At 44.0% G+C, this 23030-nt stretch carries 24 protein-coding genes and 1 pseudogene; 16 read left to right on the plus strand and 9 right to left on the minus strand.

The features are described from left to right. Positions 1-6: 6 nt before the first annotated feature. Positions 7-1734, plus strand: a complete 1728-nt coding sequence (locus B3J29_RS00430) for an ABC transporter ATP-binding protein (protein ID WP_262477287.1) — start codon at positions 7-9, stop codon at positions 1732-1734. Between the two features lie 199 nt (positions 1735-1933). On the opposite strand, the gene rluB is transcribed toward B3J29_RS00430, so the two are convergent. Genes rluB through B3J29_RS00445 form a run of 3 tightly spaced genes read right to left on the minus strand, consistent with a single transcriptional unit; the run spans position 1934 to position 4401 of the window. Then, on the minus strand, positions 1934-2977 hold the full coding sequence (gene rluB / locus B3J29_RS00435; protein WP_208462122.1) for a 23S rRNA pseudouridine(2605) synthase RluB: 1044 nt from the start codon (positions 2975-2977) through the stop codon (positions 1934-1936). A 42-nt stretch (positions 2978-3019) separates the two neighbouring features. After that, positions 3020-3610, minus strand: a complete 591-nt coding sequence (scpB, locus tag B3J29_RS00440) for an SMC-Scp complex subunit ScpB (RefSeq protein ID WP_214001533.1) — start codon at positions 3608-3610, stop codon at positions 3020-3022. Beyond that, entirely contained in the window at positions 3607-4401 is a 795-nt protein-coding gene (locus B3J29_RS00445) for a segregation and condensation protein A (RefSeq protein WP_286964149.1), read from the minus strand. The genes scpB and B3J29_RS00445 overlap by 4 nt, the downstream gene beginning before the upstream one ends. Before the next feature lie 447 nt (positions 4402-4848). Between B3J29_RS00445 and B3J29_RS00450 the strand changes: the two genes are divergently transcribed. After that, positions 4849-5412 carry a hypothetical protein gene (locus B3J29_RS00450; RefSeq protein WP_004783312.1) on the plus strand — a complete coding sequence of 188 codons (564 nt, stop codon included), beginning with the start codon at positions 4849-4851 and terminating at the stop codon, positions 5410-5412. A gap of 26 nt (positions 5413-5438) precedes the next feature. Here B3J29_RS00450 and B3J29_RS00455 read toward each other — a convergent pair whose 3' ends face one another. From B3J29_RS00455 to B3J29_RS00465, 3 genes are all read right to left on the minus strand, one after another. Continuing rightward, the gene (locus B3J29_RS00455) at positions 5439-5705 is read right to left on the minus strand and encodes a hypothetical protein (protein ID WP_422652863.1); all 267 of its coding nucleotides are present in this window, start codon (positions 5703-5705) and stop codon (positions 5439-5441) included. Continuing rightward, complete coding sequence (locus tag B3J29_RS00460) at positions 5677-6270, minus strand: L-threonylcarbamoyladenylate synthase (RefSeq protein WP_286964151.1); 594 nt, start codon at positions 6268-6270, stop codon at positions 5677-5679. Before B3J29_RS00460 ends, B3J29_RS00455 begins: the two co-directional genes overlap by 29 nt. 84 nt (positions 6271-6354) lie before the next feature. Then, entirely contained in the window at positions 6355-7017 is a 663-nt protein-coding gene (locus tag B3J29_RS00465) for an elongation factor P hydroxylase (protein WP_286964152.1), read from the minus strand. A 99-nt stretch (positions 7018-7116) separates the two neighbouring features. Here B3J29_RS00465 and B3J29_RS00470 point away from each other — a divergent pair, with 99 nt between their 5' ends. The 6 genes from B3J29_RS00470 to lysM all read left to right on the plus strand — a co-directional run bounded on the left by B3J29_RS00470 (position 7117) and on the right by lysM (position 10912). Next, positions 7117-7674 carry a YceD family protein gene (locus B3J29_RS00470; RefSeq protein WP_286964154.1) on the plus strand — a complete coding sequence of 186 codons (558 nt, stop codon included), beginning with the start codon at positions 7117-7119 and terminating at the stop codon, positions 7672-7674. 77 nt (positions 7675-7751) lie between these two features. Beyond that, positions 7752-7934, plus strand: a complete 183-nt coding sequence (gene rpmF, locus B3J29_RS00475; protein WP_004783304.1) for a 50S ribosomal protein L32 — start codon at positions 7752-7754, stop codon at positions 7932-7934. Positions 7935-8179: 245 nt separating this feature from the next. Then, a complete protein-coding gene (gene fabD / locus B3J29_RS00480) occupies positions 8180-9166 on the plus strand; it encodes an ACP S-malonyltransferase (RefSeq protein WP_286964155.1) in 987 nt (328 codons plus the stop codon). Continuing rightward, on the plus strand, positions 9163-9897 hold the full coding sequence (gene fabG / locus B3J29_RS00485) for a 3-oxoacyl-ACP reductase FabG (RefSeq protein ID WP_286964156.1): 735 nt from the start codon (positions 9163-9165) through the stop codon (positions 9895-9897). Before fabD ends, fabG begins: the two co-directional genes overlap by 4 nt. An 86-nt stretch (positions 9898-9983) precedes the next feature. Then, the gene (acpP, locus tag B3J29_RS00490) at positions 9984-10220 is read left to right on the plus strand and encodes an acyl carrier protein (RefSeq protein WP_004783299.1); all 237 of its coding nucleotides are present in this window, start codon (positions 9984-9986) and stop codon (positions 10218-10220) included. A gap of 182 nt (positions 10221-10402) precedes the next feature. Continuing rightward, entirely contained in the window at positions 10403-10912 is a 510-nt protein-coding gene (gene lysM, locus B3J29_RS00495; RefSeq protein WP_286964158.1) for a peptidoglycan-binding protein LysM, read from the plus strand. A 125-nt stretch (positions 10913-11037) separates the two neighbouring features. Here the strand turns inward: lysM and B3J29_RS00500 are convergent, their stop codons facing one another. After that, positions 11038-11505 carry an Lrp/AsnC ligand binding domain-containing protein gene (locus B3J29_RS00500; RefSeq protein WP_214001527.1) on the minus strand — a complete coding sequence of 156 codons (468 nt, stop codon included), beginning with the start codon at positions 11503-11505 and terminating at the stop codon, positions 11038-11040. Between the two features lie 140 nt (positions 11506-11645). Between B3J29_RS00500 and B3J29_RS00505 the strand changes: the two genes are divergently transcribed. The 4 genes from B3J29_RS00505 to B3J29_RS00520 all read left to right on the plus strand — a co-directional run bounded on the left by B3J29_RS00505 (position 11646) and on the right by B3J29_RS00520 (position 16046). After that, positions 11646-12905 carry a D-amino acid dehydrogenase gene (locus B3J29_RS00505; RefSeq protein ID WP_286964160.1) on the plus strand — a complete coding sequence of 420 codons (1260 nt, stop codon included), beginning with the start codon at positions 11646-11648 and terminating at the stop codon, positions 12903-12905. A 35-nt stretch (positions 12906-12940) separates the two neighbouring features. After that, positions 12941-14071, plus strand: coding sequence for an alanine racemase (gene alr / locus B3J29_RS00510; protein WP_286964161.1), 1131 nt, complete (start codon positions 12941-12943; stop codon positions 14069-14071). 20 nt (positions 14072-14091) lie between these two features. Continuing rightward, positions 14092-14454: a RidA family protein gene (locus B3J29_RS00515; RefSeq protein WP_286964162.1), complete on the plus strand. Its 363-nt coding sequence runs from the start codon at positions 14092-14094 to the stop codon at positions 14452-14454. A 152-nt stretch (positions 14455-14606) separates the two neighbouring features. Next, on the plus strand, positions 14607-16046 hold the full coding sequence (locus B3J29_RS00520; RefSeq protein WP_286964164.1) for an amino acid permease: 1440 nt from the start codon (positions 14607-14609) through the stop codon (positions 16044-16046). Positions 16047-16102: 56 nt separating this feature from the next. Here B3J29_RS00520 and B3J29_RS00525 read toward each other — a convergent pair whose 3' ends face one another. Together B3J29_RS00525 and B3J29_RS00530 are read right to left on the minus strand one after the other, a co-directional pair. Then, complete coding sequence (locus B3J29_RS00525; protein WP_208462132.1) at positions 16103-16555, minus strand: CopD family protein; 453 nt, start codon at positions 16553-16555, stop codon at positions 16103-16105. A gap of 23 nt (positions 16556-16578) precedes the next feature. Beyond that, on the minus strand, positions 16579-17808 hold the full coding sequence (locus tag B3J29_RS00530) for a beta-ketoacyl synthase N-terminal-like domain-containing protein (RefSeq protein ID WP_005234293.1): 1230 nt from the start codon (positions 17806-17808) through the stop codon (positions 16579-16581). A gap of 275 nt (positions 17809-18083) precedes the next feature. Here B3J29_RS00530 and B3J29_RS00535 point away from each other — a divergent pair, with 275 nt between their 5' ends. The 4 genes and pseudogenes from B3J29_RS00535 (at position 18084) to B3J29_RS00550 (ending at position 22897) form a co-directional block, all read left to right on the plus strand. Further along, positions 18084-19586 (plus strand): EcsC family protein, encoded by a 1503-nt coding sequence (locus B3J29_RS00535; protein ID WP_286964165.1) that lies wholly within the window; start codon positions 18084-18086, stop codon positions 19584-19586. A gap of 155 nt (positions 19587-19741) precedes the next feature. Then, the gene (rpsL, locus tag B3J29_RS00540) at positions 19742-20116 is read left to right on the plus strand and encodes a 30S ribosomal protein S12 (RefSeq protein WP_004783283.1); all 375 of its coding nucleotides are present in this window, start codon (positions 19742-19744) and stop codon (positions 20114-20116) included. 180 nt (positions 20117-20296) lie between these two features. Then, entirely contained in the window at positions 20297-20767 is a 471-nt protein-coding gene (gene rpsG, locus B3J29_RS00545; protein ID WP_004783282.1) for a 30S ribosomal protein S7, read from the plus strand. Between the two features lie 131 nt (positions 20768-20898). Beyond that, positions 20899-22897: pseudogene (locus tag B3J29_RS00550) on the plus strand (elongation factor G). Positions 22898-23030 lie beyond the last annotated feature (133 nt).

The raw sequence follows: 23030 nt of genomic DNA on the forward strand, positions 1-23030 counted from the left end.
GCAGCGATGTCTGAAATGAATCCAAGCACAGCACCCGCGTTACTTCGCGTAGACAACCTGCGCGTCAGTTTTAAAGGTGAAAATAAACAATATGTGGAAACGGTCAAAGGAATTTCATTTGAAATTCCGGCCAATACCACAGTGGCATTAGTTGGTGAATCCGGAAGTGGTAAATCTGTGACTTCATTAGCGGTGATGGGACTATTAGCACCTGAGAACTCGAAGGTCGCTGAAGACAGCCAGATCCTGTTTGAAGGGCGTGATTTGCTAAAACTCAAGTCGAGTGAAATGCGTCAGATCTGCGGCAAAGAAATTGCCATGATCTTCCAGGAACCAATGTCCTCATTGAATCCAGTGTTTACCGTGGGCATGCAGATCTCGGAAATTCTACGCCTGCATTTGGGCATGAATAAAAAACAGGCCCGTCAAAGAACGCTGGAACTTTTGCAGGAAGTCGGTATTCCTTCACCGGAAAGCAAGATTGATGCTTATCCGAGTCAGTTATCTGGTGGACAGCAGCAACGGGTCATGATTGCCATGGCCATTGCCTGTGAACCGAAACTCTTGATTGCTGATGAACCAACGACGGCATTAGATGTGACTATCCAGAAACAGATTCTGGACCTGCTTGAATCCTTGCGTCAGCGCCGTCAAATGTCGATGTTATTCATCAGTCATGACCTGGCGGTAGTTGGTGAAATTGCGGATCAGGTCATTGTAATGCGTTATGGCGAGATTCGTGAGCAAGGTTCGGTGACAGAAGTCCTGAACAATCCTCAGGATATTTATACCCAAGCCTTGTTGCATTGCCGTCCACAGCTATCGCACCGTCCTTTGCGTTTGCCGGTGATTAGCGACTTTATGAAACAGGATAGTCTGGCGCATGACCTGCATGCGAACGCTCCGCTACAACAGGAGCGTTCTCGTGGTTTAAAAGGTAATGAGGAGATTATTCTGGATGTGCGCGATCTGAAAAAATCTTTCTATAGCCGTAAAGGCCTATTTGGCAAAGATGAATTTCAGGCCGTGAAAGGGGTATCTTTTCAGCTGGCTAAAGGTAAAACCTTAGGGTTGGTTGGTGAATCAGGTTCTGGTAAAACCACGATTGGTTTACTCTTGATGCGACTGCAACAAGCTACAGGCGGCAAGGCATTGTTTCAGGGCAAAGATATCTTGTCGATGACGGAAAAAGAGTTTACGGCCTATCAACGTAAAATCCAGATCATTTTCCAGAATCCGTATGCTTCGCTAAATCCGCGTTTTACCGTGGGACAAATCCTGATGGAGCCGATGCAGATTCATCATATCGGCAAGGATGACGCAGAACGTAAACAGATGGCACTCGATTTACTGGAAAGGGTCAGCTTACCGGCTCAGGCCTTCTATCGTTATCCACATGAGTTTTCAGGTGGTCAGCGTCAGCGGATCGCGATTGCACGTTGTCTAACTTTAAAGCCTGAGATTCTGATCTGTGATGAATCGGTGTCAGCACTGGATGTATCCGTACAGGCACAGGTGTTGAATCTATTGCAGGATTTGCAGGATGAATTTGGTCTGAGTTATATCTTTATTTCACACGATTTATCAGTCGTGAAATATATTTCTGATCAGATCATGGTGCTAAATCATGGTGATTTGGTGGAAATTGCCAACTCAGATGATCTGTATCAATCTCCACAGCATGATTATACCAAGCGTCTGCTAAGTGCGATTCCACAGGGTATTCCGCAGTAACTTGCTAAAGTACGAAATAAAAAATGTCCACATTGCTGGGCATTTTTTATGACGGGAATTCACTTTTAGGAAATAGGAAAGAGATACTCGCCTTTTATATCGGGTTCTATTGAGAAGACCAGGGATAGATAAAATTGAGTCATTATTATTGTTCTTGCAAAAAAAAGAGCCACCGAAGTGACTCTCTCTTATTCAAAGCTTAGAACTTTTTAAAGCCTTTATTCGCACCATATAAACCGCGTGGTGCATTGCCTTCACGATTTTCGCGGCGACCAAACTGGTTGTCTTCACGGTTGTCACGACGTGCAAACTGGGTGCCATTCTGGTTTTCACGACGACCAAAGCCCTGATCATCGCGACGTTCACGGCTGTTGTATTGCGGCTGCTGCTCATCGGTATCACGGCGTTGCTGACGCAGGTAACCACCACGGCGCGCTGCCATTGGTTTTTCCTGCATACGTTCGTTACGACGTTTCGCCATACCAAATAAGCCGGTACCTTGACGCGGTTTCAGCTCAACTGATTTGGTCAGGTTATCGATATCCTGTTTATCCAGTTCAATCCAGCGACCTGTACGAAGTTCACGTGGCAGAATCACGGTACCGTAACGAGTACGTAATAAACGGCTGACTTTCAGGCCTTGTGATTCAAAGATACGACGAACCTCACGGTTACGACCTTCTTTCACGACAACTTGATACCAACGGTTGATCCCGTCACCACCCAGTTCAGAGAATGATTCAAACTTCGCAGGACCATCATCTAGCACCACGCCTTTCAGCATGTTGTTTTTCAGTTGTGGAGTCACTTCACCCATGACACGAACCGCATATTCACGTTCGATTTCATTGGATGGGTGCATTAAACGATTCGCTAGTTCACCGTCATTTGTAAACAGCAACAGACCGGTCGAGTTAATATCCAGACGGCCGACCATGACCCAGCGATCGCCTTGAATTGATGGCAGGTTGTCAAATACTGTTGGACGCTGTTCAGGATCGTTACGTGAACAGATTTCGCCTTCTGGCTTGTAATAAATCAGAACACGACGACGGATTTCGTCTTCGATCTGGAACTGCACTTTACGACCATCGATGCGAAGCTCATCACCTGGTTCGATTCGTTCACCCACTTGGGCAATCTGCCCATTCACACTCACACGACCTGCGGCAATGACTTCTTCCATATAACGGCGAGAACCCAAACCAACACGTGCAAGCACCTTTTGCAACTTTTCACTCATGACAGCATAACCTTAGAAATAATTATTCAACAGTTCACCTATTTATGACTTCGGTGCATTCGCATCGAGCGCCATAAAAGCTTCCTTGGCATCCTGCAGGGGAGGCAATTGGCCTAAAGAATTTAAGCCAAACGCATTTAAAAATTGTGGCGTTGTCACTAACAACGCAGGTCTTCCAGGGAGTTCACGAAAGCCAGATTCTTTAATCCAGTTCCAGTCAAACAGTGTACGCAAAATCTGACTGTTATTCGTGACACCACGAATTTGTTCAATATCAGCTCGGGTCACTGGCTGATGATAAGCAATCACCGCAAGCATCTCCAGTAATGAAGGTGACAGGCGTGTCGGTCGCTCAGGCCAAGTCTGTGCAATAATATTACGATATTTTACACGCACTTGAAAACGGTAACCTTGCACAGTTTCAACCAGTTCAATAGAACGGCCATGCATCAACATGGAAAGCTGCTGTAAATACTGGCGCAGCTCCTGCTTACTATAGCGATCTTGAAATGCTTCTTTCAGTCGAGCTAAGGAAACCGGGGAATCACTGGCAAAAATAATCGCTTCCAGTTGCATCAGAATTTCATGCAGATTATCTTCCGCAGACAAGGAGGTATTGTGTTCTGTGTTCATACGTGTGCTCCTTGAATTGCGAGCGGTGCCTCAATGCCTGAGGCAATAATTTGAATTTTTTGTTGGCGGGTAAGTTCTAGCACGGCCATAAAGGTCACGACTACACCCATGCGTCCCTGACTTGGCTTGAGTAAGTTATCAAAAGACAAGACTTCACCGGATTCTAGACAGCTTTCAATATAGGCAATCCGTTCTTCCAGTAAAACAGGCTCCTGTTGCACCTGATGAATGACCGGTTCAGGACGGTTAAAGACGCAAAGCAAGGCATCACGCAGCAGATCAGCACTATGGCCTTCATTGGGCTGGATAAACTCACCTAGGTGAACATTGGCCTGAAAGGTATCGCGTTCCAGAATTGTCATCTGACCTAGACGTTCTGCAGCCTGCTTAATCCGTAAATAATTTTCCAGACGCTCAATCAAGTCCTGTTTTGGATCCTGTTCAACCGCAGCCACGCTTTTCGGTTTAGGCAGTAATAACCGGGATTTGAGATCAGCCAGTAAAGCAGCCATCACCATATAATCCGCGGTTAGCTCAATATTCAGGGATTTCATCGCATCCATATAGGACAGATATTGGGAGGCAATCGGCGCGATATCAACCTGCAACAGGTCAAAACCATTTTTCTGGATCAGGTAGATTAAAAAGTCGAGGGGGCCTTCAAAATGTTCTAACAGAATTTCAAACGCTGCTGGAGGAATATACAGATCCTCTGGAATCGTATTTTGCCATTCATCCAGAACCCGGATGTTTGGAGCAGATTCCATAGCGTTATGGGGCATTTGAGTCATTACAATTATAAGCCACGCGAATTTTCAAAGGCATGAAATGGCTTATTCCCCGAGCTGTTGTCAGGAGAAAAAGCACATAATTTAGTAGTTGGCATTGTACTGGAAAATTGTCGTTAAATAAAATAGATATGCATTCAAATGCAAAAAAACCATATTTATTTTAGGAGAAATTTTATTTTTTTAATTCGATAAAATGCACAAGTCTGATATTAAACAGCATATTAGCTAAAATTAAATGCAATATAGCCTGGGTGGCTTAAGAAACTGTAACTTCATATAGAAAATTTTTAAAAGATTTTCAGCACCTATTAAATAGTGAATGTGTGAAAGCTCATCAGGGAACATGTGATAAAAATAAGAAAAAACAGTTATCTATCGCCTAAAAAATAAACTAATATAGCCAAAAATATTAATAAATAACAAACATAGATCAGGTTAATTATAAAAATGCCAATCATACTTGTGTTAATCGGCGTCATCGGCTTAGGTGTATTCTGGGGCTATCCTCAATACCAGCTCATGCAGCTTGAAAATGAAATGCGTACCAATCTGAAGTCTGGCGGCTTTTCCAGCTTTGTTGAGCAGGCTAAACCAGTGATGCAGGCCATGAAACTGGATTTTAGCGTACTGGATCAATATCCCCATATTCGTTTCTATATGCGTAATACACTTTATACAGGTAAAGATTTACCCGACGGTGTTACTGCAATGGTCAAAACCATGAGCTGTAATTCTATTGATTCTTTTAGGACTATGGAATCCAAAGCCCGGACTGCGTTATTGAATGTGCTTGAAGAGGATCAAATCACTTTTCATGTTTCAGTCAAAAACAGGTTTGGTGCTGAACTTGCAACTCATCAGCAAAAGCTGTCGGAATGTCCAAACTTCTTGCAGTTAAAACATTATAAAGAAGGTGATCCGTTACCCCCAAAGTCAAGTTTGAATAATCAAGTTCCTTCAGTTGCACCAGCGGTCAGTGCATCTACTCAGGATCGTGCGGCGAGCTATTAAATCCTGGCATGCGTGATCAGGTTATTTTAATTCTGCTCTCGCAATACATATTCAATGACACGTTGGCAGGTATCTGCCAGACAAACATTGTTCGTTGAATAAACTTGTAGAAGTTTTCTTGCCATCGCGACATCAAGAAAGTATGAGTATTCAATATTGTTGATATTCAGATCTAATTCTGGCTTGGAATTTTTATCGATAGATATTGCCTTGGATTCCAGTGTCCAAGGCAATTCGGCATAGATTAGATGATCGGCAGGAAATTCATTCAGGTTCAGGAGNNTCAGGCTGATCTCCTGATAAATCCACAATAGAAGTCGTACTTAATGTGCCCAGTCCACTGTCGATAAACACATCAATCCGTTTGCCGAGCTGCATTTCAATGTCATAAGGATCATCAAGAGGATCGGTGTGGTCTGGAAGAATCAGGGTAGAGGTTAATAAAGGTTCGCCCAGCTCTTGAAGCAGCATCTGGCACACAGGATTGGTAGGGATACGTAAACCAATGGTTTTTTTCTTCGGATGCATTAAACGTTTAGGCACTTCGCTGGTTGCCGGAAGAATAAATGTGGTCACAGCAGGTGTATTATTTTTCAGCAAACGATAGACAGCATTGTCGACTTTGGCATAAGTCGCAAGATCGGATAAGTCACAGCAGATAATGGCATATTGGTGCTTAGGTCCTAGACCACGAATCTGCGCGATTCGCTCCATCGCATGTTTATTCCCAATCTGGCAGCCAATCGCATAGGCTGCATCGGTTGGATAAACCACAACATCACCGGCACGAATACGTTCTACCGCCTGACTGATCAGACGAGCTTGCGGATTATCCGGGTGTACACGTAAATGCAGCATAAATATTCCTCCCAACCTGCCTTAAACTTATTATGAAATGCCTTTGTATAAAGTAACAATGACAAACAGGTAGATTTGTGTAATTTAATCAAGCATTTCACGTTGAAATTCATCAGATTGTAAACTTTTGCCCGCACGGGTGCAGACACAGATGCAATCAATGAAGCGTTTGGCATCACGCGGCAGTTTGGTTTCATTACTAAAATAGCGTTGCACCTGGGCATAGACATTATCTTTAAAGCGGGAACCATCACCACCATCGCCGGTTAAATTATCCAGAGATACACGGAACTTACGGCCAAATGCTTTGGAAAACATCCATTCAATCGCTTGTGGCTTGATTTCGACCTGCTCAAATAATGCCTGCTGTTCCTTGGTGCGGCCATCTGGCGCATACCAGTAGCCCAGATCTGGCAGCAGACGGCGCTTATCACCGGCAATCGTCCAGTGACTGATTTCATGCAGGGCACTATTAAAGAAGCCATGTGCAAACTGGATCCGGGCAGGGGTATCATCTGTAGCCGGGAAATACTCTGGTTCAAACTCACCACGGACTAAAGTGACATTTAGGTGGGAAAACCAGTGATTAAAGTGTAAGATGAGCCAATCAACCTGTTCCGCTTCTGAGGATAAATTCGCCCACGGCAAGCGTTGCACTTGCTGTAGTGAGCTGTCAGAATCGGAGGTTGAAAGTGTGCTAACGAGTGATGAAACATTCACTTCTGTTTGCGGCTGCAACAGATGCATGACTGAAATTACCCAATTGGTCTGTCTAAAAATAAGTACAAAATTGTATCTTAATCTTTGACAGAGTTCTGATGAATTTGTAGAATTGCCGCCTTAATTATGTCAGCAAATACCTTTCCGGCACAGATTGAGCCGTTTAAATGGGCTGAACAGGGCTTTAAATGGTCAGGTCAACTGCCTTTATCCCGCTTTGTTCGTATTGCTCGTGAAGCTGTTGGATCAATTGATTATCAATTGATTAACATAGACTGTAAGCTATCAATGGATGCCTATCATCGCATTGCATGGTTGGATGGTCATGTTGAAACGAAAGTTCCAATGGAATGCCAGCGTTGTCTGGAGACCGTTGAAATCGAACTCGTTTCAGATTTTCATCTAGCTCTTGTGGATGATGAGTCACTGATAGAGCGCTTGGATGAGGATGCTGATTTCATCGTCTTAGGTGAAAGTGAAGCAACGACGAAAGGTTCATATGATGCACCTGCCACCGCTGACTTGCTCGCACTGATAGAAGATGAATTGTTATTGTTGATGCCGCTGTCTCCTAAGCATGACGTTTGTGAGCATAAGCATCAACCTGCCGCAGAAGAAGTTGTTGAAGAAAAACGGGATAATCCGTTTGAAGTTTTGGCAGCTTTGAAGGGTAAACTTAACTAATTTTTGTGTTATACTCATACGTATAAGACAATCGAATTTGTTCTGATCCATTTTTTCGATATTTGTAAGGAGCCATCATGGCCGTTCAGCAAAACCGTAAAAGTCGCTCTCGCCGTGACATGCGCCGTTCACATGACGCTTTAACTGAGAATGCATTAACTGTAGACCAAACTACTGGTGAAACTCATCGTCGTCACCACGTATCTAAAGATGGTATCTACCGTGGTCGTCAATTATTCGCTAAAGCATCTGCTGAATAATTGATGATGTATTAAGCGTTAAAGCTTAGTAGAAAAAATGGGAGCGTTAAGCTCCCTTTTTTTATGCCTGATTTTATCTCTTGGTTTTGCGGTCATCATGTGAAGTCGCGGTTTTTGTTGTATTTGGCAATTACCCAAGCCAAAATTACGTGTTAAATTGCGCTCCACAATGGGTAAGGTGATCTGATCGGCCAATTTTAGGTCTAAGAAAAGATTCGCACCTCTTGAATGAAAGGATTTTATTTATGTCTGCTAAACAACTCGAACAAGCAGCTCAAGCAACTAAAACTGCATTTGTGTTCCCAGGTCAGGGTTCACAAAAAGTCGGCATGCTCGCTGAACTTGCAGAACAGTTTAGTGGTATCCTCGATACATTTGCTGAAGCATCTGAAGCGGTGGGTTTTGATCTGTGGCAGATTGCACAGACGGGTGAAGGTCTGGATCAAACCGAATTTACTCAACCGGTACTATTAACAGCATCAATCGCTTTATGGCGTGTATGGTTAGAGCTGGGTGGAGTGGCACCAAAATATATGGCGGGCCATTCACTCGGTGAATACAGCGCGTTAGTTGCAGCGGGTGCTTTAAGTCTGGGTGATGCAGTCAAGCTGGTGAACCTGCGTGGTAAGTTGATGCAAACTGCTGTACCTCAAGGCGTAGGTGCAATGGCGGCGATTCTGGGTCTGGATGATGCCAAAGTGATCGAGCTTTGTGCACAAGCAACAGCAGCAGGCGAAGGTTCAGTTGAAGCAGCCAACTATAATGCTCAGGGTCAAGTTGTAGTTGCCGGGAACAAAGATCGTGTTGATGCGGTGATTGAGCTGGCAAAAGAAAATGGCGCTAAAGCGATCGCATTGCCCGTATCTGTTCCATCCCACTGTTCACTGATGAAACCTGCCGCTGAACAGTTTGCTACGGCTTTGGAACAAACTGCCATTGAGCTACCACGTATTCCTGTAATACAAAATGTGGGCGCAGAAATTGCAACAGATGTGAATGCATTACGTCAGGCACTGACTGCGCAATTGTATGAATCTGTACAGTGGACCAAAACCCTGCAGTTCCTTCAAGACGAAGGTATTGCATATATCGTGGAATGCGGTCCGGGGAATGTACTGGCCAATATGGCAAAACGTTTACCGAATATCGAAAAAGCACTTCCATTAGATACTCAATCTCGTCTGGAAGATGCGTTGAACACCGTATTGGTGGCAGAAGGGAAAATTGCATGACACAGGAACGTAAAGTTGCCTTGGTGACAGGTGCAAGCCGCGGCATTGGTGCTGCAATTGCACAACAATTAATTCAAGACGGTTATTTTGTCGTAGGTACTGCGACTTCTGAAGCGGGTGCAGATAAACTTAACGCACAATTTGCTGAAAATGGTGCCGGTGAAGTTCTAGATGTACGTGATGGTGCTGCGATTGATACACTGGTCAGCGATATTGAGCAAAACTATGGTCCTGTGCTGGTACTGGTGAATAATGCCGGTATTACCAAAGACAACCTGTTATTACGCATGTCGGAAGACGACTGGGATGATATTTTAAACATCCATCTGAAAGCCGTTTATCGTTTATCTAAACGTGTGCTGAAAGGTATGACTAAGGCACGTTTCGGCCGTATCATTAATATCAGTTCTGTGGTGGCGCATTTTGCTAACCCAGGTCAGGCGAACTATTCAGCTGCCAAAGCAGGTATTGAGGCGTTTGGTCGCAGTCTGGCTAAAGAAATGGGTAGTCGTCAGATTACAGTCAATGCTGTTGCACCTGGCTTTATCGCAACTGAAATGACTGAACAGTTAAGTGAAGAAATTCGCAAAAAAATGAGTGATCAAGTGGCTTTAAACCGTTTAGGTGATCCACAAGATATCGCGAATGCCGTAAGTTTCCTGGCATCGGACAAAGCCAGTTACATTACAGGTACAGTCATTCACGTTAATGGTGGTTTATACATGAGCTAAACGGCACATGTATTAACTTTCCAAATTTTATAGATTCAATTAAACTAACGGCATTAAAAACGCCACAAGCAATGAGGAGAATTCCTGTGAGCGATATCGAACAACGCGTTAAACAAGCGGTTGCAGAACAACTTGGTATCAAAGTCGAAGAGATTAAAAACGAAGCATCTTTCATGGATGACTTAGGTGCTGATTCTCTAGACCTAGTTGAACTTGTTATGTCTTTCGAAAATGACTTCGACATCACTATTCCTGATGAAGATTCTAACGAAATCACAACTGTTCAATCTGCTATTGACTATGTTACTAAAAAACTTGGTTAATGCTGATTTTCAGCTTTGCTGAACCTAAAGACCACCGCAAGGTGGTTTTTTTGTGCCTGTAGAATAGATATAGGGTGATTTTACAATCGATAACCTTTTGCTTACCAATGACTAACTTTGTATCTGCTGCTTTCCTTGTACAAATAAGAATGATCTGATGAATAACAAGAATGGAGTCCACTATGGGTCTTTTTGATTTTGTAAAAGGCATTGGTAAAAAGAACACTGCAGCTGCGGAGCCACAACAAATACCGGCAGCAACTCAACAGGCACCTGCCGCTGCACCTAAAGCAGCATCGGCTGAACCTTCTGCACAGGAAATAGCGAACAAATTATTAGGCCATGTTAAAAGCCTAGGACTGCCAATTACAGGATTGTCGATCAGTTATAACTCAACCTCAGATCTGGCAACCGTACGCGGACAGGTACAAAGTCAGGCGGATCGTGAAAAGATTATTTTAGCCGTAGGAAATGTTGATCATGTTGCTAAAGTAGATGACCAGCTGACTGTAGCGAATCCGGAACCGGAAAGTAAGTTCTATACGGTTAAATCGGGTGATACCTTATCTAAAATTTCGAAAGAATTTTATGGTGATGCCAACCAGTACAACAAGATTTTCGAGGCAAATCGCCCTTTACTGAAAAATGCGGATGACATTTTCCCGGGTCAGGTACTACGTATTCCTGCCTAGTTTTAGATAATCATCAATATAAATTAATAAAATTTTATTTTAAACTTATCTAATTCAAATAAACGGTTCACAACAAAGCCCCTTATGGGGTTTTGTTGTATCTACCACTTGAACCCTTGTCAGAATTAGATTCTTACATCCAGATATGAACTTTCCTTTACTTCTTCCATAACCACATAACTATGTGAGGAAGCAGAAGAGGGGAGTTTTTTTAATAAATCCCCAAGCAGACGCCGGTAAGCACTCATTTCCTTTAGGCGTGCTTTCACCAGATAATCAAAATCTCCCGAGATCAGATGACATTCCAGCACTTCAGGAATTTCGCTTAAGTCACGCGCGACCTGTTCAAATACATCACCGGATTTGGCAGAAAGTTTGATTTCCAGAAACACTAACAGGTTCTTTTCCAGCTTTTCCGGATTGAGCCGGGCATGGTAACCCATGATGATTCCATCGCGTTCCAGTCGCTTGACCCGCTCGGAACAAGGTGTGGTGGAGAGGTTGACTCGGGAGGCAAGTTCACTAATGGCAATGCGTCCATCGCGCTGCAGGATATCTAAAATCATGCGATCAATGCGGTCTAATTTACGCATCTATTATTCCCTTAATTTTTAAAAATGACGCGAAAAATCTAGTGAATTTGCTGAATATATCAGTTTAAAACAGTGAAATTCACTATTGATCCAAAAATATACTGGTGAAATAAACTATAAACGTCATTGAGGGTAATGTCATGCGCGTAATTGTATTAGGTGGTGGTGTCATTGGTGTAACAAGTGCCTACTATCTTGCGCAGCAGGGAGCAGAAGTGACTGTCCTTGACCGTCAGGCAGGTCCAGCTGAAGAAACCAGTTTTGGTAATGCAGGCCAGATTTCTCCTGGTTATTCGACACCTTGGGCAGCACCTGGCATTCCATTTAAAGCAGTGAAGTGGATGTTTCAGCATCATGCACCATTGGCGATTAATGTCGATGGTAGTCTGTGGCAGTTACAGTGGATGGCTCAGATGCTGAAAAACTGTAATGCTCAGCATTATGCAGTGAATAAAGAACGTATGGTGCGGGTCGCTGAATATAGCCGTGACTGTTTACGTAATCTACGTCGTGATATCGGCATCTCTTATGAAAACCGTTCTAAAGGAACCTTGCAGATTTTCCGTAAGGAAGCACAGCTCGATGCAGTACAACGTGATATCGAAGTGCTGAAAGAAACCGGCGTGGATTTTGAATTGCTGGATCGTGAACAGCTAGCCAAAGTTGAACCGGCACTGGCTGAAGCTAAAGATAAACTGGTAGGTGGTTTGCATCTGCCAAATGATGAAACTGGTGATTGCTACCTGTTCACCAATGCGCTGGCTAATTATGCCAAAGGCATGGGCGTACAATTCAAGTTTAACCAGCAGGTTGAAAAACTGCTGTTTGAAGGTGACCAGATCAAAGGTGTACTGGTTAATGGTCAGGTATTGACCGCAGATAAATATGTGCTGGCTTTTGGCAGCTATTCCCGTGATTTCCTGAAGCCGCTACATCTAGATCTGCCGGTGTATCCGGTTAAAGGTTATTCATTGACCATTCCAATTGTGGATCAGACTCATGCACCGCAATCGACTGTGCTGGATGAAACTTACAAGATTGCATTGACTCGTTTTGATCAGCGCATCCGTGTCGGTGGTATGGCAGAGCTGACAGGCTTTAATTTGGGTCTGAATGAAGATCGTCGCGCAACCTTGGAAATGGTCACTCGTGACCTGTTCCCTGGCGGTGATATGGCGCAGGCCAGTTTCTGGACCGGCTTACGTCCAATGACCCCGGATAGTACGCCAATCATTGGACCAACACGCTTTAATAACCTGTTCCTAAATACTGGACACGGTACCCTAGGTTGGACCATGGCCTGTGGTTCAGGAAAGCTGATCAGTGATCTGGTACTGGGTCGAGCACCTGAGATTAGTACTGAAGGCTTGTCGCTGAATCGTTATCAGCAGGTTGCTTAAGCTTTTAAGGATTATCAGTTTCAGGGAAGAAATTTATGCCACGTCCAATACACGCGGTGATTCATCAACAGGCATTGCAACATAACCTGCAAGTTGCACGTTCCTGTGCACCTCAAAGCCAGGTCTTTGCAGTCGTCAAAGCTGATGCTTATGGGCACGGTATTGAGCGGGTTTATCCCGCATTAAAAAGTGCCGATGGTTTTGCCTTTCTGGATCTTATTGAAGGAAAGCGTTTGCGTGCCTTAGGCTGTGACAAGCCCTTACTGTTGCTGGAAGGCATTTTTGGCCTTGAAGATTTATTCGACTGTGCCAAGTACGGGATAAGTTTTGTAATTCATGCCCAGCATCACCTGGAATGGTTAAAAACCTTTGTCGACTTACAACCAGACGTACAGTTTGATGTCTTTTTAAAAATGAATAGCGGAATGAACCGACTGGGTTTTTTACCTGAGCAGTATCGTGTCGCTTTTCAGGAATTAAAAAATATTAAGCAAGTATGCTCCATCAGTCATATGACACATTTTTCCGATGCGGATGGCATGCGACTTGGACAGGAAGGTATTGAACATCAACAACTGGTCTTTATCGAAACCATTCAAAATCTACCGGGCAAAACCTCGCTCAGCAATAGTGCTGCCATTCTGCGCCATCATCAGCATATACAGTCAGACATTGTACGTAGCGGCATCATGCTTTACGGCAGTTCACCTGACTATCCTACCCATACGATTGATCACTGGAACTTAAAACCGACCATGAGTCTGCGTAGCGAACTGATCGCGATTCAGCAGGTTCGGGCAGGAGACAGCATTGGTTATGGCTCTACTTTTATAGTTGAGCAGGATATGCAGATTGGAATTGTGGCCTGTGGTTATGCGGATGGTTATCAGCGAATCACACAAACTGGAACACCAGTTTTGGTAGATGGGATTCGAACCCAAACGATCGGTCGCGTCAGTATGGATATGCTGGCGGTTGATCTGGATTCTGTCCTGGATGCACAGATTGGTAGCGAAGTTGTGCTGTGGGGACAATCCATTCACGGCACAGTATTACCGATTGATGAAGTAGCCGCGGGTTCGGGTACGGTTGGCTATGAGCTGATGTGTGCCATCACCCAACGTGTGCCCGTGCAGATTGAAAGTTTAAGATTAAACAAATATTAGAAATAAGAGAGGATAAAATTATGACGGAACATATAGATATTCAGCGTTTGAACAGCAATCAGGTCATGAGTGCTGTCACCATTCACAATAAAACCGTGTATTTATCAGGGCAGGTGCCAGACAGCACCAGTCTGGATATTCGTGGTCAAACGCGGGAAGTGCTCATGAAGATTGATCAACTCCTTAAACTGGCAGGTACAGACAAAAGCCGTCTGTTATCTGCACAGCTCTTTGTTAAAAACCTGGAAGACTTTCAAACCGTCAATGCACTCTGGATTGAATGGCTCGAGGGATGTGGCACACCAGCACGCGCAACCATTCAGGCGGATCTGGTAAATCCCGCCTGGTTAATTGAAATTGCAGTGATTGCAGCACTCCCTTAAGTTGCTTCAGATTTTTATATCTCCCAACTTGATTTTGTAAGCATATCAGGCCTGATCATTTAATCCATTAAATGAAACTGCATCTGCAATCAGGATTTCAGGAAGAAATCAGATCAGATAAGCGAAGGCTTGATGTGAAAAAGGAACCGAATATGAATACAGCCTCTTCTAAAGATGATGCATCATCATCTCCCCATGAATTACAACGTAAGCTCTCTAACCGCCATTTGCAGTTAATTGCCATTGGTGGTGCCATTGGTACAGGCCTGTTTATGGGTTCTGGTAAAACGATTGCACTGGCAGGGCCTTCAATCTTGTTTATCTACATGATTATTGGAGCCATGTTCTTTTTCCTGATGCGTGCATTAGGGGAAATCCTGTTATCCAATTTGCACTATAAATCCTTCATTGATATGGCGCATGACCTGATTGGTCCGGGGGCTGGCTATTATATTGGCTGGTCGTACTGGCTGGGCTGGATTCTGGTCGGTATTGCCGACTTAGCGGCAATTATCAATTATCTGAATTTCTGGCTGCCACCCGATATGGCTTTTACACCCATGGGACAGGCCATGATCAGTGCGGGCTGTGTATTGCTGGTACTGGGAATTAACCTGCTGACCGTGAAGCTGTTTGGTGAAATCGAGTTCTGGTTCGCCCTGATTAAAATTCTGGCGATTCTGGGCCTGATTGTGATTGGCGGATATATGATCTTCAGCGACTTCCAGGCACCAAGTGGATCGGCTGCCAGCCTGACCAATGTCTGGGCCTATGATGGTATGTTCCCTAAGGGCACAATGGGCTTTCTGGCTGGTTTTCAGATTGCGATGTTTGCTTTTGTAGGGGTAGAGCTGCTAGGTACGATGGCGGCTGAAACCAAGGATCCGGAAAAGAACTTGCCTAAAGCAGTGAATGCGATTCCTACACGGATCATCCTGTTCTATGTATTATCTCTGCTGGTGATTATGTCTGTAACGCCGTGGGTAGAAATTCCTGCTGATCAAAGTCCTTTTGTGACTCTTTTTTTGCATGCGGGTATTCCTGTATCAGCCATTATTATGAATCTGGTGGTACTGTCTTCTGTGATGTCATCCATGAACAGTGGCGTGTTCTCTACCAGTCGAATGCTGTTTGGGCTGGCGCGTGATGGTCAGGCACCTCAGGCTTTGGCTGAGCTTTCGAGTCGTGCAGTTCCGGCTAAAGGTTTGTTATTTTCCTGTGCCTTTATTATGGCGGGTGCAGCTTTCCAATATTTTGTGCCGAACACGATGGAAGCCTTTACGCTGGCCAGCTCACTCTGTGTGATTCTGTTTATCAGTATCTGGGGGCTGATTATGGTGTGTTATATCCGTTACCGTAAACAGCAACCTGAAAAACATGCCACTTCGACCTTCAAAATGCCGGGCGGAATCTGGATGTCCTATCTGGTGCTGATCTTCTTGTTCTTTGCCTTAGTTATTTTAAGTCTGGAAGCAGATACCATGAAGGCACTGATGATTAGTCCGCTGTGGTTGGTGATTCTGTTCGCCACCTATCATACTTTGTATAAACCACGTCTTAGTAAACGTCAGCAACTTCTCTCCGGAGAATAAAAGTGCAGACATAAAAAATCCCCGATCAATCGGGGATTTTTTAATTTTAGGGAATTTTAGAAAGTAGGTTTTACCACCACTAAAATCACCACAGCAAATAAAATCAGCGTTGGCATTTCATTAAAGAAGCGCCAGAACTTGTGTGACTTGTAATGAGCATTTTCTATCAGTTTCTTGCGGTAATAACCACATACCAAATGGTAAATGACCAGCAAGCCGACCAGCCCCACTTTCAGGTAGAACCATACGGCTTCATGGTAATGACGCGTTGCATCACCCCAATCGACCAGAAAGTGTGCTGTGATCAGCGTGGCGACCATGGCTGGCCACATGATTCCGCGATACAGCTTGCGTTCCATAATTTCAAAGCGTTGATGACTTACGACATCTTCACTCATGGCATGGTAGACATAAAGCCGTGGCAGATAGAACAAAGCAGCGAACCAGCAAACCACAGCAATAATATGTAATGCTTTTACCCACAAGAAAGCATCAGAAGGAGCATCCATCAAGTCACCCTAAAATGGGCGGCTTAGCCTTCCCATTTTTTGAAAACGAGACAAGCATTTACGCCGCCGAAACCGAAACTGTTACTCATCACAGTATTCAATTTTGCGTCACGTTTTTCAAGTACGATATCAAATGGTTTTGCGCCTTCATCCAGTTCAGTCACATTGATGTTTGGTGCAATAAAGTCATTTTGCATCATCAGGATAGAGTAGATCGCTTCCTGTACACCTGCAGCACCCAGGCTATGACCTGTCATAGATTTAGTCGAGCTGAGTGGGGGAACCTGACCTTCACCGAAGGCACGCGCCATGGCTTTAAGTTCAGTAACATCACCCGCTGGAGTAGAAGTACCATGTGTGTTCACGTAGTCAATTTTATCTACGCCATGCTGTTTGGCTTCTTCTAGAGCCATCAGGATACAACGTGTTGCACCTTCACCGGATGGAGCAACCATGTCAGCACCATCAGAGTTAGCTGCATAAGCCACAACTTCAGCCAGAATATTCGCGCCACGTGCCTGAGCATGTTCTAGAGACTCAAGCACCACGAAACCGCCACCGCCAGCAATCACGAAACCGTCACGGTCTGCTGAATATGGACGAGAAGCTGTTTCAGGTGTGTCGTTGTATTTAGAGCACAGTGCACCCATCGCATCAAACAGCAGGCTTTGAGACCAGTGATCTTCTTCACCACCACCGGCAAGCATTAAATCCTGTTTACCCAGTTGGATCAGGTTATAAGCATAACCAATTGCATCGGCAGAAGTTGCACAAGCGCTAGTAATCGAGTGTGCAATCCCTTGTAATTTAAATGCGACACCGACGTTTGCTGTAATGGTATTCGACATGTTGCGTGGTACGAAGAATGGACCAACTTTGCGTGCGCCTTTTTCTTCTAGCAATTTTGTCATTTCTACTACAGAAGCTGTCGAGTTGCCACCTGAACCACCGGCAATACCATAACGTGGATTATTCGCCAGGTCTTCCTGCTTTAAACCTGCGTGCTCAACGGCAGCCACAGCGGCGTTGTAGGCATACATTGCACAAACGCCCATAAAGCGTTTCAGCTTACGGTCAATACCATCAAAATCCTGTTCAGCAGCAGCGCTCACATGGCTTTTGAAATTCAGTTCAGCATAAGTCGGATTAAAACGTGTTCCTGAAATCCCGTTTTGTAAAGAGTGATTCACATCCTCTAATGTATTACCAATGCACGAGTTAATACCCATACCAGTGATGACAACACGTTTCATCTACAGATCCTTATAGTTTATCTCTGGGGCAGCGGGAGATATTTAGCGTTGATAAGACAGCAAAATATAGCGCTAACCCCTATTTCACAATGCAGAACATCATAGCAGAAAGATTTTTGAAATCTTATGGCAAATGTTATGCCGTGTGACAGTAGGTTGAGTTTATAAAGTACTGTGTAGAGCTTTTACTAAATGAAACAGAATAAGGTTGAGATAAATGCTGACTACACCTAGTATTTATACCAAATACAAGCACGTGCATGCTGAGGTAAAAAATGGTAAATGCTAATAATAAACAATCTAATGGTCTGATTTCGAATGCCTTTGGAGTGGCGAAAAAGTTCAGTTCAACAGGTTTGGAACTGTTAAATCATGTTGCGCCAGATTCTGTGACTAAAACCTTCAATACCGATCATGCTGTTGATGGCTCGGCAAAAGTCAAAAGCCCTTTTGCTTCAAAAAAATATGAAAATCCCAAAGACATGCTACGCGAACATCTTCCAAATGTCTCCCGTCAGCTGCTGGGCCGTCGTTTTAATACCGTGAATAATGTCGCGCATTTTGTTTCTCCCCAGCTGGCCGACAAAGTATCTGACTACTTTTATAATCACCTGAATCAGTTTAGTAACCAAATGAGTTCAGTTGATGCCATCCTGAATGAAGCAGGGGCAAAGGATCTAGAAGAACTGACTCAGGATACTACGCGTTCACAACGCATTTCTCAGGCGTTTGCCGAACAAAATAAATGGATGGCGACAGTACAAGGCGCTGTAAGTGGTGTCACTGGGGTATTGGGAACTGCGATTGATATTCCAGCTTCTTTACTGATGGCACTGCGTACCATCTATCAAGTGGGACGTTCTTATGGTTTTGACCTGAGCAAGGAAGACGATCAGGAAATTGTACAGCATATCTTTAGACAGATTGATCTCAGTCTGATTGCAGAAAAACAGGCGCTGTTGATGGGGCTTAAAGCGCTGAGCAGTACTTTGAAAACACATGACCTTTCCCAGTTGCAGACTATGCTTGGATCAAGCAATGATGTGGAAACACTGAAAAAATGGCTCAGCAATCAGGATGGTAGTATGAAGTGGGAATGGATGAACCATTTCCCGAAACTGTCTTTATTAGAGCAGTTAACCAAACTGACTCCATTGGCGAGTGCAGGGATTGGCGCAGTCTATAGTCATCGCTTTGTGAATGACGTGAACCAGAAAGCTCAAGAAGTATTCTCGCATGCCCGTCAGTATCTGCAACAACATCAAGACCTAGGCTTGTCACCATATGCTGCCTATGAAAAAGCCGTTGATCTGCTCCAGCAGGCGGCACCGAAGCTGATGGAAAATCTTGACCATTCGGCAGCGGATAAAGATAAGCCAATTCTGGATAAAGAAATCCCAATTGAAGGCAATCAAACCATCAAGCAGGTCAAACTGGTCAAGAAAGATCAGGAAAGCTTGAGCCCGGAAGAAGCTGAAGTGAAAAAAGATGAAAAGGTCAGCGAAGGTCTGGATGAATTGACCGATAAATTGGTTGAACACGCAGATGCTAAACAGGAACAAAAACCGGCTATTCCAAAAGATTCTTTTGATGCAGATGCAGCACTGGAAGAAGAGCTTGGCTTGCAGGAAAATGACACAGAAATGTTACAGGCAGCCGCTGAACAAGAGACGGATACAAACAATCTAGAAAAGTCTGAGGCTGCAGACAAACAAACGCAAGCTGAGGAAACTACGGAAGATGTTACAAAAAATGCTGCCACAAAATCGAAAAAATAAGTGATTTTCACCATAAAATTAGCGCTTAAAGTCGAGATGAGATCGTGTTTTGCCTGACTCCGGCATATTGACCGATTTTGCATCTTGACATACAATTGCATGCCCTCAAAAAGTAGTATTTTTTTGGGGCTTTTTATTAACGGGAGAATTGCCACATGGCAACAACAAATCAGTTGATCCGTAAGGGTCGTACGACTTTAGTTGAAAAATCTAAAGTTCCTGCGTTGAAGGCTTGTCCACAGCGCCGTGGTGTTTGTACACGTGTTTACACAACTACACCTAAAAAACCTAACTCAGCAATGCGTAAAGTTTGCCGTGTTCGCTTAACTTCAGGTTTCGAAGTTTCTAGCTACATCGGTGGTGAAGGCCATAACCTACAAGAGCACAGTGTTGTTCTTATCCGTGGTGGTCGTGTTAAAGACTTACCAGGTGTACGTTACCATACCGTTCGTGGTTCTTTAGACTGTGCTGGTGTTAAAGATCGTAACCAAGCTCGTTCTAAATACGGTACTAAACGTCCTAAGAAATAATCTTTCGAGATTAAGCTCTTAGTTCGCTAGAACTGCAATCCTTTATCGTCTCGCTTGTCTGATTTCTGCATTTAATTTTGTGAAAATTCAAGCGACGTGTAGTAAGGCCAGCGAATGCACACGACACTTTGTGCTACTGCTGGATTAACCTGAAGTGTCATATTTATAGGTAGTTTTAAAATGCCAAGACGTCGCGTAGTCGCTGCTCGTGAAATCCTTCCGGATCCTAAGTTCAGCAGCCAAACAATCGCTAAATTCATGAACCACGTAATGCAAGATGGTAAAAAATCTATTGCTGAAAGTATCGTTTACGGTGCTTTAGACCGCGTTCAAGAAAAATCTAAAGTAGACCCAGTTGAATTTTTCGAGACTACTCTTGAAAAAGTTCGTCCTATGGTCGAAGTAAAAGCACGCCGTGTTGGTGGTGCTACATACCAGGTACCTATGGAAGTGCGCCCATCCCGTCGTACTGCCTTGGCTATGCGTTGGTTAGTAGATGCTGCTGCTAAGCGTTCTGAAAAAACTATGGCTTTACGTCTTGCTGGCGAGTTGCTTGATGCAGCTGAAGGTAAAGGCGCAGCGGTTAAAAAACGTGAAGATGTGCACCGTATGGCTGAAGCCAACAAAGCCTTCTCTCACTATCGCTTCTAAGCGGTTAAAACAGCCCCTATTCAGGAGGATGATGAGCCAGTTTTCGCTGTTTTGTCATCGAATCGCTTTAAGCTGCCAGGCAGCTTAAAGCGTCCTGTTTTAAACAACAAAATTTAGGAATGCAAGAAATCATGGCTCGTCAAACCCCAATTTCTCGTTATCGTAATATTGGTATTTCTGCGCACATCGATGCGGGTAAGACCACAACTACTGAACGTATCTTGTTCTACACAGGTGTATCTCACAAAATTGGTGAAGTACATGATGGTGCAGCAACAATGGACTGGATGGAGCAAGAGCAAGAACGTGGTATTACCATTACTTCTGCTGCTACCACTACATTCTGGTCAGGTATGTCTAAGCAGTTCCCAGAACACCGTATCAACGTAATTGATACCCCGGGACACGTTGACTTCACAATCGAAGTTGAGCGTTCTATGCGTGTTCTTGATGGTGCATGTATGGTTTACTGTGCTGTAGGTGGTGTACAACCTCAGTCTGAAACTGTATGGCGTCAAGCGAACAAATACCAAGTGCCTCGTTTAGCATTCGTGAACAAGATGGACCGTACTGGTGCAAACTTCTTCCGTGTTGTTGAACAAATGAAAACACGTCTTGGTGCGCACCCTGTACCTGTAGTAATCCCTGTTGGCGCTGAAGAAAACTTCCAAGGCGTTATCGACCTGATCGAAATGAAAGCGATCATTTGGGACGAAGCTTCACAAGGTATGAAGTTCGAGTACGGTGATATCCCTGCTGATCTTCAAGAAACTGCTGAAGAATGGCGTACAAACATGGTTGAAGCTGCTGCTGAGGCTTCTGAAGAGTTAATGGATGAATACCTGAACAACGGTGATTTGACTAAAGAGCAAATCGTTGCTGGTCTTCGTGTTCAAACATTGGCTTGTGAAATTCAACCAATGCTTTGTGGTACAGCGTTCAAAAACAAAGGTGTTCAACGTATGTTGGACGCAGTAATTGAATTCTTGCCGTCTCCTACTGAAGTTAAAGCAATCGAAGGTATCCTTGACGACAAAGCTGAAACTAAAGCNNAAATCTAAACGTGAACGTATCGGCCGTATCGTGCAAATGCACGCGAACGATCGTCAAGACGTTGAGGAAATCCGTGCTGGTGACATCGCTGCGTGTGTAGGTCTTAAAGACGTAACTACTGGTGATACACTATGTGATGAGAAAAACATCATCACTCTAGAACGTATGGAATTCCCAGAGCCAGTAATTGCATTGGCTGTTGAACCAAAAACTAAAGCTGACCAAGAAAAAATGTCTATCGCTTTAGGTCGTTTGGCTAAGGAAGATCCATCATTCCGCGTTCGTACTGACGAAGAATCTGGTCAAACAATTATTGCTGGTATGGGTGAGCTTCACCTTGACATCATCGTTGACCGTATGAAACGTGAATTCAACGTTGAAGCGAACATTGGTAAACCAATGGTTGCTTACCGCGAAACAATCAAAAAGACTGTTGAGCAAGAAGGTAAGTTCGTACGTCAAACTGGTGGTAAAGGTAAATTCGGTCACGTATACGTACGTTTAGAACCGCTTGATCCTGAAGCTGGTAAAGAATACGAATTCGCTGAAGAAGTTGTAGGTGGTGTGGTACCTAAAGAATTCTTTGGTGCAGTTGACAAAGGTATCCAAGAACGTATGAAGAATGGTGTCCTTGCTGGTTATCCAGTAGTTGGCATCAAAGCGACATTGTTCGACGGTTCTTACCATGATGTCGACTCTGACGAATTATCGTTCAAGATGGCTGGTTCTTATGCCTTCCGTGACGGTTTCATGAAAGCAGATCCTGTTCTTCTTGAACCTATCATGAAAGTTGAAGTAGAAACTCCAGAAGACTACATGGGCGATATCATGGGTGACTTAAACCGTCGTCGTGGTATGGTTCAGGGTATGGACGATTTACCTGGTGGTACTAAAGCAATTAAAGCTGAAGTTCCACTTGCTGAGATGTTTGGTTACGCAACTCATATGCGTTCTATGTCTCAAGGTCGTGCGACTTACTCTATGGAATTTGCTAAATATGCTGAAACTCCACGTAACGTGGCTGACGGCATCATTTCTAAGTTCCAGTCTGGCGGTAAAAAAGGTGACGACGAGTAATCTTTCGATTACTATAAGCCCAAACTAATTCATAGTTAAAAACCAAGCGCTCATGCAGTGATCCTGCATGAGCAGTTCAAAAAGGAAGATCTCATGGCTAAGGCTAAGTTCGAACGTAATAAGCCACACGTTA

This window comes from Acinetobacter sp. UBA5984 (assembly GCF_002429925.1).
GTDB classification, from domain to species: Bacteria; Pseudomonadota; Gammaproteobacteria; order Pseudomonadales; family Moraxellaceae; genus Acinetobacter; species Acinetobacter variabilis.